Annotated in this window: 16 protein-coding genes and 1 tRNA gene; 12 read left to right on the top strand and 5 right to left on the bottom strand. The window is 65.5% G+C overall.

Annotation, left to right across the window (positions count from 1 at the left end):
• Window positions 1-21: 21 nt before the first annotated feature.
• Together AC0WRY_RS09100 and AC0WRY_RS09095 are read right to left on the bottom strand one after the other, a co-directional pair.
• Window positions 22-525 carry a fasciclin domain-containing protein gene (locus AC0WRY_RS09100; RefSeq protein WP_210347001.1) on the bottom strand — a complete coding sequence of 168 codons (504 nt, stop codon included), beginning with the start codon at window positions 523-525 and terminating at the stop codon, window positions 22-24.
• Between the two features lie 190 nt (window positions 526-715).
• On the bottom strand, window positions 716-1,567 hold the full coding sequence (locus AC0WRY_RS09095) for a LysR family transcriptional regulator (RefSeq protein ID WP_194406678.1): 852 nt from the start codon (window positions 1,565-1,567) through the stop codon (window positions 716-718).
• Between the two features lie 104 nt (window positions 1,568-1,671).
• Here AC0WRY_RS09095 and AC0WRY_RS09090 point away from each other — a divergent pair, with 104 nt between their 5' ends.
• Entirely contained in the window at window positions 1,672-2,643 is a 972-nt protein-coding gene (locus AC0WRY_RS09090; protein ID WP_194406677.1) for a sodium-dependent bicarbonate transport family permease, read from the top strand.
• Window positions 2,644-2,650: 7 nt separating this feature from the next.
• Window positions 2,651-2,962 carry a P-II family nitrogen regulator gene (locus AC0WRY_RS09085; protein WP_194406676.1) on the top strand — a complete coding sequence of 104 codons (312 nt, stop codon included), beginning with the start codon at window positions 2,651-2,653 and terminating at the stop codon, window positions 2,960-2,962.
• Window positions 2,963-3,166: 204 nt separating this feature from the next.
• Here AC0WRY_RS09085 and AC0WRY_RS09080 read toward each other — a convergent pair.
• Window positions 3,167-3,243, bottom strand: a tRNA-Pro gene (locus AC0WRY_RS09080).
• 68 nt (window positions 3,244-3,311) lie between these two features.
• Here AC0WRY_RS09080 and AC0WRY_RS09075 point away from each other — a divergent pair.
• The 6 genes from AC0WRY_RS09075 (at window position 3,312) to AC0WRY_RS09050 (ending at window position 9,104) form a co-directional block, all read left to right on the top strand.
• Entirely contained in the window at window positions 3,312-4,301 is a 990-nt protein-coding gene (locus AC0WRY_RS09075) for an L-threonylcarbamoyladenylate synthase (RefSeq protein WP_491122972.1), read from the top strand.
• A gap of 23 nt (window positions 4,302-4,324) precedes the next feature.
• The gene (locus tag AC0WRY_RS09070) at window positions 4,325-5,752 is read left to right on the top strand and encodes an FAD-binding oxidoreductase (RefSeq protein WP_194406674.1); all 1,428 of its coding nucleotides are present in this window, start codon (window positions 4,325-4,327) and stop codon (window positions 5,750-5,752) included.
• Window positions 5,749-6,183 (top strand): GNAT family acetyltransferase, encoded by a 435-nt coding sequence (locus AC0WRY_RS09065; RefSeq protein WP_194406673.1) that lies wholly within the window; start codon window positions 5,749-5,751, stop codon window positions 6,181-6,183. Before AC0WRY_RS09070 ends, AC0WRY_RS09065 begins: the two co-directional genes overlap by 4 nt.
• Window positions 6,184-6,198: 15 nt before the next feature.
• On the top strand, window positions 6,199-6,780 hold the full coding sequence (locus AC0WRY_RS09060; protein ID WP_194406672.1) for an NUDIX hydrolase: 582 nt from the start codon (window positions 6,199-6,201) through the stop codon (window positions 6,778-6,780).
• Between the two features lie 166 nt (window positions 6,781-6,946).
• Window positions 6,947-7,876, top strand: coding sequence for a glycine reductase (locus tag AC0WRY_RS09055; RefSeq protein ID WP_194406671.1), 930 nt, complete (start codon window positions 6,947-6,949; stop codon window positions 7,874-7,876).
• Between the two features lie 34 nt (window positions 7,877-7,910).
• A complete protein-coding gene (locus tag AC0WRY_RS09050; RefSeq protein WP_194406670.1) occupies window positions 7,911-9,104 on the top strand; it encodes a CaiB/BaiF CoA transferase family protein in 1,194 nt (397 codons plus the stop codon).
• Window positions 9,105-9,131: 27 nt separating this feature from the next.
• On the opposite strand, the gene AC0WRY_RS09045 is transcribed toward AC0WRY_RS09050, so the two are convergent.
• A complete protein-coding gene (locus AC0WRY_RS09045) occupies window positions 9,132-9,896 on the bottom strand; it encodes an SOS response-associated peptidase (RefSeq protein WP_194406669.1) in 765 nt (254 codons plus the stop codon).
• A gap of 63 nt (window positions 9,897-9,959) precedes the next feature.
• Here AC0WRY_RS09045 and AC0WRY_RS09040 point away from each other — a divergent pair, with 63 nt between their 5' ends.
• The 4 genes from AC0WRY_RS09040 (at window position 9,960) to AC0WRY_RS09025 (ending at window position 11,912) form a co-directional block, all read left to right on the top strand.
• Complete coding sequence (locus AC0WRY_RS09040; RefSeq protein WP_194406668.1) at window positions 9,960-10,460, top strand: hypothetical protein; 501 nt, start codon at window positions 9,960-9,962, stop codon at window positions 10,458-10,460.
• 46 nt (window positions 10,461-10,506) lie between these two features.
• On the top strand, window positions 10,507-10,941 hold the full coding sequence (locus AC0WRY_RS09035; RefSeq protein ID WP_194406667.1) for an NUDIX hydrolase: 435 nt from the start codon (window positions 10,507-10,509) through the stop codon (window positions 10,939-10,941).
• Between the two features lie 48 nt (window positions 10,942-10,989).
• Window positions 10,990-11,367: a TIGR02301 family protein gene (locus tag AC0WRY_RS09030; protein ID WP_194406666.1), complete on the top strand. Its 378-nt coding sequence runs from the start codon at window positions 10,990-10,992 to the stop codon at window positions 11,365-11,367.
• Window positions 11,368-11,645: 278 nt separating this feature from the next.
• Window positions 11,646-11,912: a hypothetical protein gene (locus AC0WRY_RS09025; protein WP_028134933.1), complete on the top strand. Its 267-nt coding sequence runs from the start codon at window positions 11,646-11,648 to the stop codon at window positions 11,910-11,912.
• Between the two features lie 191 nt (window positions 11,913-12,103).
• Here AC0WRY_RS09025 and AC0WRY_RS09020 read toward each other — a convergent pair whose 3' ends face one another.
• Window positions 12,104-12,424, bottom strand: coding sequence for a cupredoxin domain-containing protein (locus AC0WRY_RS09020; protein WP_491122971.1), 321 nt, complete (start codon window positions 12,422-12,424; stop codon window positions 12,104-12,106).
• Window positions 12,425-12,428: the final 4 nt, after the last annotated feature.

Genomic DNA, 12,428 nt, shown 5'->3' with positions numbered 1-12,428 from the left:
CAGGCGGATGAGGCAGTCGTCTCAATGGTGCATTTTCTTTCCGCGGGCCGGCGGCAGCAGAACGGTGTCGATGACGTGGATGACGCCGTTGGACGCTTCGATATCCGGCTGGATCACGTGCGCATCGTTGACGCGGACACCGAGACTTCCGTCGACGTTCACGGGCTGACCTTGAACGGTCGCCACCTTGAGCGACTTGCCGGCGACATCGGCAGCCTTCACACGGCCTGGGATGACGTGATACTTCAGAATGGCCGCCAGCTTGGCCTTGTTCTTCAACAGCGACTCGACCGTTCCGGGCGGCAGCTTGGCGAAGGCTGCATCATTGGGCGCGAACACGGTGTAGGGGCCCTTGCCCTTGAGCGTATTGACGAGGCCGGCCGCTTTCACGGCCGTCACCAGCGTGGTGAACGAGCCGGCAGACACCGCCGTGTCCACGATGTCGGCGGCGCGTGCCGCAGACGAACCAAGCAGGCCAGCGACCATGGCCGCTCCGGCCACGAACGAACGAATTGCGGGCGTCATCAAATTCTCCAGATGTGATTGATCCATGCCGACGCGATGGGTGCACGCGCTATCGCGCATCCATCGTCCGATCCGTTGCGATCGACCCCCTTGAAACGAAGCCTCGCGACGGCTGGATCACCGCTCTTTTGAAAATCGACGGGCAGTGACGAGACGCCGCACCGACGTTCCACCGGTCCGGGCCGGACATTCAGCTCAAGGTCTTGATCACGAAACTCTTCAGCCGCTGCGCCGGCAGCGGAAGACGGTCGCGTTCAAGGATCGCGATCTCCGTGTCCTTAAGATCGGGCATTGGCTTTCCGTCCACCACGTGGAGATCGGGAGGGACCATATCCTTCGGAAGCACCGTCACGCCAAGCCGCGCGCGGACCGCGGCAAGTGTCCCGGCCAGCGAACCGCAGGTGTAGGCGACACGCCATGATCGTCTGGCGCGGTCGAGGGCTTCGGTTGCGCGCTTCCGGTAGACACAGGGTTTCGGCGAGACCGCGAGCGGAAGCACGCCTTGCCTGAGATCGACGCCGCCGGTGACCCAGACCAGCGGCTCACGCCACACGCGGGTGCCGGGGATTTCGATCGAGCGCTCGCGTTTGATCAGCGCCAGATCGAAAGCACCTTTGCGAAAGCGCTCGATCAGGTTCATCGTCAGATCGCAGGTGACTTCGAGATCGACCTGGGGATAGGCGTGGGCGAACCGGGCAAGCACATCGGGAAGATGGCGGGTCGCGAAATCCTCGGGCGCGCCGAGGCGAACGAGGCCCCGCATCGCCGGCTCCTGAATGCGCGCAACCATTTCGTCATTCAAGTCGAGCATGCGCCGGGCATCGTCGAAGAACGTCTCGCCTTCCGGGGTCAACGCGACCGCTTGCGGCGACCGTTCGAGCAATTTGCCACCGACCATTTGCTCGAGCCGGCGGATTTGCAGGGAGATCGTCGACTGCTGCAAGCCCAGCGTCTGCGCGGCGCGCGTGAAGTTGCCGAGCGAGACGATGGTGACGAAGGACCTGATCAGGTCGATGTCGAGGTTTTGGCGCGGACGAGCCATTATCATTGCCTTTTTCAATGATGATCCTTGATACAATCAATTTTGGCAAACACCAACGAAAAGCTATGCAGCCCTCCGTTCGCCCCAACCCGCCAGGAGGTCCCATGCTCGCGCTCGCCGTTCAGAATCTCGTCTCACCCTCGGTGCTGTTCTTCGGCGTGGGCCTCGGCGCCTCGCTCGGCCGCTCGGACCTCTCCGTGCCGGAGGCGATCGCGCGCTTCCTTTCGCTCTATCTGCTGATCTCGATCGGCTTTCGTGGCGGCGCCGAGGTCGCCCATCAGGGCCTGACGCTGGCGCTGGTGTTGACGATCGGGGCCGGCGTGGTGCTGTCGGCCGGCCTGCCCTTCATTGCCTACGCCCTGCTGCGCTATGGCGCGGGCCTCGACCACATCAACGCCGCCGCCGTGGCCAGTCACTACGGGTCCATCTCGGCCGTGACGTTCGTGGCCGTGACCGGCGCGCTCACCCAGCTCGCGCTGCCCTTTGACGGCTATATGATCGCGGTCGCGGCCGCGATGGAGACACCGGCGATCTTCTCGGCGCTGCTGATCGCGCGCAGCGGACAAGGGAAAGCGAAAGGCGAGTTCTCCGGAGGCTTTTTGCGCGAGATCGCACTCAACGGCTCGATCGTTGCCTTGCTCGGCGCGTTCGCGGTCGGCTGCATCACGGGTGAACGCGGGATGACCTCGCTGAGGCCCTTCCTGCTCGATGCATTCCCCGGCTTCCTGTGCGTCTTCCTGCTCGACATGGGCCTGATCGCCGGGCGCGGGCTGCGGGACGGCTGGAAATCGCTGTCTGCTGCGGTCGTAGGCTTTGCCTGGGTGATGCCGCTGATCGGCGCCGCATTCGCTGCGACTTTCGCCTGGCTCATCGGGCTGTCGCCAGGCAGCACCGCGATCCTGATGACGCTAGGGGCATCCGCCTCCTATATCGCCGTTCCGGCCGCGATGCGACTGGCCCTGCCCGCCGCGAACCCGGCGATCGCTCTGACGCTCTCGCTCGGCCTGACCTTTCCCTTCAATCTGATCGTCGGCATCCCGCTCTACATCGCCGCCGCCCAGATCATCGCACGGTGAAGACAGCATGCAGATGTTTGCCAAGAAGCGGATCGATATCCTGATCGAGCGGGCGCTGCTGAAGCGGCTGACCGACGAACTCGAGCGCACGGGCGTGAGCGGTTACTCCGTCGCGCCCCTCGCCGGCGGGCGTGGCCACGCCGGTCGGTGGGAAGCGGATGGCCAGATCAGCGATGCCGCCGGAATGTTCGCGCTGTGGTGTATCGTGGACGCAGCTCGCCTCGACGAGCTGCTTCAGGCCGTCTTCGCCATCGTCGCCCGGCAGGTGGGCCTGGTCTCGGTCAGTGACGTGCAGGTGGTGCGTCCGGAGCTGTTTTGACGGCAACAGGCGCGGCTGGTCGGGCCGGCGCCTGGACCGACGAACCTTGGCGGTGTGCAAAGCTTCATGCCATGCCGCCGCAGCAAGCCGCCCTGCCCCGCCAAATCGGCCGTGGACCCGATCCCGAAATCGTAGCAGAAAGGCGCTCCGAGGCGCTGACAGCCGGTCTGCCAAGCCTCTGGAAAACGTCAACTTTTGGAAGAATGGTCGGAGTGGCAGGATTCGAACCTGCGACCCCTGCGTCCCGAACGCAGTGCTCTACCGGGCTGAGCCACACTCCGACAAGAGGCCGGCTTATAGCGTCGGGTTTGGCGCACCGCAAGCGGCCGAGATGAGGAATTTTGTCCCTGTGAAAACGGGTGTTGAAACGCTGATTTTACCGGCCGGTGCGGCCGGCGCGGAGGCTGCCGCCCGGCGGCTGGCGGCCGGCGGGCTGGTCGCGTTTCCGACCGAGACGGTCTACGGGCTTGGGGCGGATGCCGCCAACGCCACCGCGATTGCCCATCTCTACGCCGCCAAGGGGCGGCCGGCGTTCAATCCGCTTATTGCCCATGTGCCTGATATCGCCGCCGCGCGCCGGATCGGGCGGTTCGACGCGCGCGCGTTGAAGCTTGCCGAGGCGTTCTGGCCGGGGCCGCTGACGCTGGTGGTGCCGAAGACGGAGAACTGCCCGGTGGCGGATCTCGCCACCGCTGGCCTCGACACGGTCGCGATCCGCATTCCCGCCCACCCGGTCGCGCAGGCGATCCTGCGCGCCTTCGGCGGGGCGGTGGTGGCACCGTCCGCCAACATCTCCGGCCACGTCTCGCCGACACTGGCCGCCCATGTCGAGAGCGACCTGTCAGGGCGGATCGACCTGATCGTCGACGGCGGGCCCGTCGCGGTCGGCGTCGAATCGACCATCGTCGGCTGCTTCGAGACCGCGATGCTGCTGCGGCCCGGCGGGCTGTCGCGCGAGCGGATCGAGGCGGTGCTCGGCGTGCCCCTGGCGCGGCCGCCGGTGGAGGCCGAAATCGGCGACAGCCAGCCGCTGGCGCCGGGCATGCTGGCCTCGCATTACGCGCCGCGCGCGCCTGTGCGGCTGAAAGCGCAGGACGTGGCGCCAAGCGAAGCGCTGCTGGCGTTCGGTCCTGCACGCCTACCCGGCATGGAGGCCGCCGCCGCTGTCATGAATTTGTCGCCCACCTCTGATCTCGATGAAGCCGCCGCCAATCTGTTCGGCTATCTTCGCGAGCTCGATGCGAAGGGCCCGCGGGCGATTGCGGTGATGGCGATCCCCGAGGAAGATTTGGGTGAAGCGATCAACGACCGGTTGCGCCGGGCGGCGGTTGCGCGCTGAGAAGCTTGAGAAGAGACACGACAATGAACGTCAACACACCCGCCGTCCCGCCGCTTGCGCCCGAGCTGATCGAGCAATTTCGTGAGATCGTCGGCGAGCGTCACGCGATCACCGATGCCAACGATATCCAGCCCTACGTCACCGAGGAGCGCAATCTGTTCCACGGCCGCTCGCCGCTGGTGCTGCGCCCGGGCTCGACGGCCGAAGTCTCCGACATCTGCAAGCTCGCCTCCGCGCACAGGATCGCGCTGGTGCCGCAGGGCGGCAACACCGGGCTCGTCGGCGGCCAGACCCCGCACAATGGCGAGGTCGTGGTGTCGCTGCGCAGGCTCGACAAGATCCGCGAGGTCGACACTGCCTCCAATACCATGACGTGTGAGGCCGGCGTCGTGCTGCAGGTGGCGCAGCAAAAGGCCTCCGACGTGGACCGGCTGTTTCCGCTGTCGCTGGGCGCGGAAGGCAGCTGCACCATCGGTGGCAATCTCTCGACCAATGCCGGCGGCACCGCCGCGCTCGCCTATGGCGTCGCGCGCGAGATGGCATTGGGGCTCGAGGTCGTGCTCGCTGACGGGCGCGTCCTCAATACGCTCTCGAAGCTGAAAAAGGACAACACCGGCTACAATCTGCACAATCTCTTCATCGGCGCCGAAGGCACGCTCGGCATCATCACCGCGGCGACCCTGAAACTGTTTCCGAAGCCGCGAGCGGTCGAGACCGCCTATGTCGGGCTGAAGTCGCCGGCTGCGGCCTTGAAGCTGCTGACGATCGCGCAGGGCGAAGCCGCCAATGCGCTGACGAGCTTTGAGCTGCTGTCGGAGATGGCCGTCGACTTCTCGGTGCGGCACGGCATCGACGTGCGCGATCCGCTCGCGGAGAAACATCCCTGGTACGTGCTGATGGAATTGTCCTCGCCCGGCGACGACGCCCGCACGCCGCTGGAGACGATCCTGGCCCGCGCCATGGAAGAGGAGATCGTCGACGACGCCGTGATCGCGGCGAGCCTTGCCCAGCGCAACAATTTCTGGAAGCTGCGCGAGGAGATGTCAGCGGCGCAGAAGCCCGAGGGCGGCTCGATCAAGCACGACATCTCGGTGCCCGTCGCCGCCGTGCCCGCCTTCATCGCCGAGGCAGATGCCGCCGTGGTGAAGCTGATCCCGGGCGCGCGGCCGGTGCCGTTCGGCCATCTCGGCGACGGCAATCTGCATTACAATGTCAGTCAGCCGGTCGGCGCCGACACCGCCGATTATTTGGCGCGCTGGCACGATGTGAACGCCGTGGTGTTCGAGATCGTGCTGCGCATGGGCGGCTCGATCTCCGCCGAGCACGGCATCGGCGTGCTCAAGCGCGACGAGCTGCCCGACGTCAAGGACAAGACCGCGATCGAGCTGATGCGCGCGATCAAGGCGATGCTCGATCCGCAGGGCATCATGAATCCGGGGAAGGTGCTGTGAGTGCGCTCGCGATCTCCGCGATCACCGATGCCGACGTCGAACCGGTGGTGGCGCTGTGGCAGCGCTGCGGCCTGACGCGGCCCTGGAACGATCCGCATGCCGACATCGCCCTGGCGCGGCGGCGCGACAATTCCACCGTGCTGATCGGCCGCGAGGGCGGCGCGATCGTGGCGACAATCATGGTCGGCCATGATGGCCATCGTGGCTGGGTCTATTATGTCGCGGTCGATCCAGACTGCCAGAAGCGCGGCTTCGGCCGCCTCATCATGGCGGCGGCCGAGGAGTGGCTGCGCGCGGCCGGAATTTCGAAGCTGCAGCTCCTGGTCCGCCGCGAGAACGAAGCGGCCAATGCGTTCTACGGCTCGCTGGGCTTCGAGCTATCGACCTCCGTGATGTTCCAGAAGTGGCTCGACGGCCGCACTCCCACCTAGTTCCGGAAGAAGATCATGACCGTTTCCGACCGCGTCCGCATCAAGGACGTCCGCGTGCTCTCGAACAATTGGACCACGCTCAAGAACACCACGTTCGAGTACCGGCGCGCCAGCGGCGAATGGCAAACGCAGCATCGCGAGACCTATGAGCGCGACAACGCCGCCGCCGTGCTGCCGTATAATCTCGCGCGGCGCACCGTGATCCTGGTGAAGCAATTCCGCCTGCCGGCCTTCATACGCGGCTACGACGACCTGTTGATCGAGGCGGCCGCCGGCGTTTTGGATAATGCCGAGCCCGAGGAGCGCATCCGCGCCGAGGCGGAGGAAGAGACCGGGTATCGCCTGCATCACGTCCACAAGGTGTTCGAGGCGTTCATGAGCCCGGGCGCCATCACCGAGAAACTGCATTTCTTCGTCGCCGAGTACGAGCCGGAGATGCGGGTCAGCGACGGCGGCGGCCTCGAGCACGAGGGCGAGGACATCGAGGTGCTGGAGCTCTCGATCGACGAGGCCCTGGCGATGATCACTGACGGCCGCATCATCGACGCCAAGGCCATCATGCTGCTGCAATACGCGGCGCTGCACGTGTTCAGGTGAGCTTCTTACCCTCCCCTGGAGGGGCCCCTCCAGGGGAGGGTAAGTGGCAGCACCGATGCCGCAGCATCCTCACATGCAATTCAGCCCTGCGCTGCCCCGCTCCCCTGTTGAGCACCCCCAAAACTATCTCTAGTCTGTCGCCAACCAAGAACCAGGAGACGCGCCCATGACCGCGCCGCGCGACGACGAATTCGGCTTTGCGCCCGACTATGATTCTCCCATCCCCTACATGCAGCGCACGCGCGAATATTACGCGGCGATCGGCTACACCACGGCGTATCGCTGGGCGCATTACACTGCAGCGCCGTTCCAGCCGCTGAAGAAGCCGCTGGCGAAGTCGCGCGTGACCATCATCACCACCGCCGCGCCCTACGATCCCGCCAAGGGCGACCAGGGGCCGGGCGCGGCTTATAATGGCAGCGCGAAGTTCTACCAGGTCTATGACGGCGACACGTCGAGAGAGCACGACCTGCGCATCTCGCATATCGGCTACGACCGCAAGCACACCAGCGCCACCGACAACGGCACCTGGTTTCCGCTGCCGCAGCTGTTGAAGGCGAGCGCGGCGGGCCGGATCGGCGAGGTTGCCCCGCGCTTCTTCGGCGCGCCGACCAACCGCAGCCACCGCGTCACGCTCGACACCGATGCACCGGAAATTCTGGCGCGCTGCCTTGCCGATAAGGTCGACGTCGCGGTGCTGGTGCCGAACTGCCCGGTCTGCCACCAGACCACGGCGCTGGTGGCGCGGCATCTCGAGGCCGGCGGCATCCCGACCGTGATCATGGGTTGCGCCAAGGACATCATCGAGCACGCGGCCGCGCCGCGCTTCCTGTTCTCCGACTTCCCGCTCGGCAATTCCGCCGGCAAGCCGCACGACGTCGCCTCGCAGGCGCAGACGCTGGAGCTGGCGCTTCAGCTGCTGGAGACCGCGAGCGGCCCGCAGACGACGATGCAGTCGCCGCTGCGCTGGAGCGAGGACGCCTCCTGGAAGCTCGACTACAACAACGTCGCGCAGCTCTCTCCGGAAGAACTGGCACGCCGCCGCGCCGAGTTCGACAAGCAGAAGGAGATCGCGCGCGGCAACCGCGCCGCCTGACGGCTCCAGGAACAATAATTATCGGGAGAACGACGTGACGCGACCGTTCGAGGGCGTGAAGATCCTGGATTTCACGCAAGTGCTGGCCGGCCCCTATGCGAGCTACCAGCTCGCGCTGCTCGGGGCCGACGTCATCAAGGTCGAGCGGCGCGAGGGCGAGGACATGCGCCGCACGCCGCTCTCACGCGAATGGGCCGAGCGCGGGCTGGCACCGGCGTTCCAGGCGATCAACGGCAACAAGCGCAGCCTGACGCTCGATCTGCAGAAGCCGGAGGCGATCGCGATCGTGAAGAAGCTTGCCGCGACCGTCGACGTCGTGATGGAGAATTTCCGCCCGGGCGTGATGGACAAGCTCGGCATCGGCTACGAGGCGCTTTCGGCGATCAATCCAAAACTGATCTATTGCGCGGTGTCGGGTTTTGGCCAGACCGGCCCGGATCGTTTGCGGCCCGGCTATGACGGCAAGATGCAGGCGCTGTCGGGCATCATGGCGATCACCGGCCATCCCGAGACCGGGCCGACGCGCGCGGGCTTTGCGGTGTGCGACGTGCTCTCGGGCGCGACCGCTGCCTTCGGCGTCTCGAGCGCGCTCTACCAGCGCGACCGCACCGGCAAGGGACAGCTCATCGACGTCTCCATGCTGGAGGCGACAATGGCCTTCCTCTCCGGGCAGATCGCGGACTGGTCGGTCGCGGGACATCGCCAGCAACTGTCGGGCAACCAGGCGGTGAGCCGCCGGACCACGGCAAACCTGTTCAAATGCGGCGACGGCCATATCCTGCTCGCCGTCAACAACGAGAAGCAGTATCGCGCGCTGATGTCCGCGCTCGGCCGCGAAGACACGCTGAGCGACCCACGCTTTGCCGACTGGTTCTCGCGCAACGAGAACGAGCCGGCCTTGCGCGCCATCATCGAGGAGGCGCTTGCGGCGAGGCCTGCGCGCGAATGGGAGACCATTCTGGAAGACGCCGGCGCGCCTTGCGCCAGCATCTGGAAGGTCGAGGAAGTCATCGACCATCCGCAAATCAAGGCGCGCGGCGCGATCCAGGAACTCGACACGCCCTACGGCCGGCTGCGCTTTGCCGGCAGCGGCTTCAAGCTCGCCCATGGCGGCGGCCGGCTGGACCGGATGGCGCCGGAGCTGGGCGCCGATACGGATGCGGTGCTGGACGAGCTGGGATTCGATGCCGCCGAGATTGCGGCGTTGAGGGCGAGGGAGATCGTTTAAAACACCGCTGCCGCAGGGTGGCAGTGATTAGAACAACGAGCCCTGTCCGTCATCCGATGATGCAGCAGTAACCTTCCGCGCCGCCTTCTTCGGCTTGGCCGCTTCAGCTTCCGCCGCCATCTCCTCCGCACTGACCGGCAAGAGCAGCTGCTCGTCGTCATTGGCGACGCGGTTGACGCGGGTGGAGACGGGGTGCCAGGCGAATTCGCCGATGCGTGGGGCGGCGAGCAGCGGCAGGATCGAATCGACATCGTCGCCTTTGATGTCGAGCCAGCGTTCGACATCGCGCTCGCCGATGGTGACGGGCACGCGGTCATGCAGCGCGGCGAGATCCTCGCCCGCCGCGGCCGTGACGATCGCGACGGTGTCAAGCTCCTCGCCGTTCGGGCCGGCCCAGGTCTCGAACACCGCAGCGAAGCCAAGCGGCGCGCCGTCGGCGCGGTGGATGAAGAAGGGCTGCTTGCGGCCGTCCTCCACCTTCCATTCGTAATAGCCATCGGCCGGGATCAGGCCGCGCCGCCGGCGAATCGCCCGCTTGAATGCGGGCTTCTCGAGGATCGTCTCCGAGCGGGCATTGATCAGGAGGGTAAAGCTCTTGGGATCCTTGACCCAGCCGGGCAGCAATCCCCAGCGCATCAGCCGGAAATGCCGCGCGCCGTTCTCGACCAGCACGACCGGAATCGGTTGTGTCGGCGCGACATTGTACCGAGGCGGGAAATTCGGCTGCTCGACATAGCCGAACAGTTGCCGCAAAGCCGCGGGGGCCGAAGTTATGACGAAGCGTCCACACATCTCAGGGCGTCTATATAGGGTCCGTTCAGGTCCTTTTAACCCCGAACGTTAACACTGTGGCAGATGAGCTCAACGGCCTCCCAACCCGCGCGGACGCATGTACAGACGGGCCCCGAGGCCGCCGCCTGGGCCGAGCGGCTGCGCGTGGCCAATATCAACCCGCGGACCGGGCTTGCCACTGACTATCTCAACCATTTCAATGAAGCCGTGATGCTGCTGGAAATGGTTCCGGACATGCCGGAATGCGCCGAGGATTTTTTGACCTGGTCGCCCCTGTCCTATGCCGAGCATTTCACGGCGTCGAATTTCAAGGCGCGCGACCTCGCCATCGAAGCCTATGAGAAGGCCGATCCCAACGTGCGCGCCCAGTTCGACCACCTCACGGATACCATGACCTCGATCCTGACCGCGGTCGGCACGGCCATGCGCGAGGTCGAGAAGGACACGACGCGGATCCGCCTCGCCGAGCAGGCCGCGCTCTGGGTCAAGCCGCTGATCGCGGCCTGCGGCGGTATCATCCACGGCGGCGCCGAAGCCGACGTCGATACCATCATGGCGAACTGAGCCAATTCCTGTAGGAACCAGTCCTGTAAAACAGGTCTCGTAAGAAATGGCGTCGGTCGTCCAGCCCACCCACCCCCAGCTTGCCGTGAGTGCCGCGATTTTCCGCGACGGCAAGGTGCTGCTGACCCGTCGCGCCCGTTCGCCGGCGAAGGGGTTCTATTCGCTGCCCGGCGGCCGGGTCGAGTTCGGCGAATCGCTGCACCAGGCGCTTAAGCGCGAGGTCGATGAGGAGACCGGGCTCGACATTGCCGTCGCAGGCCTTGCCGGCTGGCGCGAGGTGCTGCCGGCCGCGCCCGGCGCCGGCCATTATCTGATCATGTCGTTTGCCGCCCGTTGGGTGGCCAGGGAGCCGTCCCTCAACGACGAGCTCGACGATTACCGCTGGATCTCCCCTAGTGCCCTGGCGAGCCTTACCGACCTGAAGCTGACCGGGGGGCTGGAAGAGGTGATCCAGTCCGCCGCGCGGCTGATTGGCCCCTGAGCGCCCCCGCCTTGCGTCCACCGCCTCGAGGGGGCATACACCCCGCCGATGTCCACGCGATTTCTGGCCATTTTTGTCCTGATTCTCGCCTGCGCCTCCGGACCCATTCGGGCCCAGGACGTGGCGGCGCCGTTCGACGCCGATTTGCAGCGGCTGGCCGAGATCCTCGGCGGGCTGCACTATCTGCGCGGCGTCTGCGGGTCCAACGAGGGCAACAAATGGCGCAACGAAATGCAGGCGCTGATCGATGCCGAAACCCCCTCCGGGGAGCGCCGCACCCGCATGATCGCCGGTTTCAACCGCGGCTATAACGGCTTCCAGCAGACCTACCGCAGCTGCACGCCGGCCGCGACGGTGGCGATCCGCCGCTATATCGAGGAAGGCTCGAAGATCTCGCGGGATCTCACGGCGCGTTACGCGAACTAGTTCTCTCCTCGTGTCATTCCGGGGTGAGCGCAGCGCGAGCCCGGAATCCATTCATCCACCGACTCTGTAACGCGATGGATTCTCAGGTGCGCAATTACGCACCATAGCTCGCGACTTCGTCGCGCCCCGGAACGACAGCCGGGCCGGAACTCTGTCGTCGACTTTGTACACAGCCGTTAACCGTTCCTAAAGATGTGGCCTAGCGGTCGTTAACGCCCGTGCTACACCTCTCGCACAGCGCATCGCCGTGGATCGCGCCCCAGCCCTGATCGAGTTTCATGAGCCAGCCGATTTCCTACGCCCCCGCCCGCGCGCCGCTGCCCGATCACGAGCAGAAACAGGCCGCACTGAGCTATCTCAACGAGGCTTGGGCCGAAGCGCGCCATGACGGCGTGGACGGCGACTGCCTGGCACAGGCGAGCCTGTTCGCGGCCTTTGCCGAGCTCGTCGGCACCTATGGCGAGGACGCGGTCGCCAAATTCGTCGAAGGCTTCCCCGGCCGTATCCGCAACGGCGAATTCTCGGTCGACATCTGCAGGCAGTAGGCTTCCGAAAATGACCCCGCCGCTTGGGCGGGGCCAGTCAACGGATGAATGACTTTGCGAAGAGATTTGGCCGAAAGGCTTCGCAAAAGTCTGCCGGCTTTATCGCACGGAAGCCGCTTGCCCCCGACAAGCATTAGTCTCGCAATGGCCGGGAGATGTTCCTGACGGAGTCGGGAATGCGCTCCCTCCCCTCACGGCTCGATCTTGAGCGTCGCTTTCATGTTGGGATGATAGCGGCAGTAATATTCGACCGTTCCCACCTTTTTCAGAACTGACGTCGCCGATGCCTTGGGCGGCAACTTCACGTCGAAATCACCGTTCTTCGCGGTGGCGGTATGGGCGAAGACGTCCTTGTTGATCCAGCTGACGGTATCGCCGACTTTGGCCGACACCTCAACCGGCGAGATCACGAGGTTCTCCATCGTGATCTCGATCGTCGCGGCGTGCGCCGGGACGACCATCGCGGCGAAGACAAGCGCGATGGGAAACGAAGTCAGCCGCCCCGACATCATCGCA

It is taken from the genome of Bradyrhizobium sp. T-12 (assembly GCF_058314695.1).
This window is presented reverse-complemented; position numbering and strand designations above follow the sequence as displayed.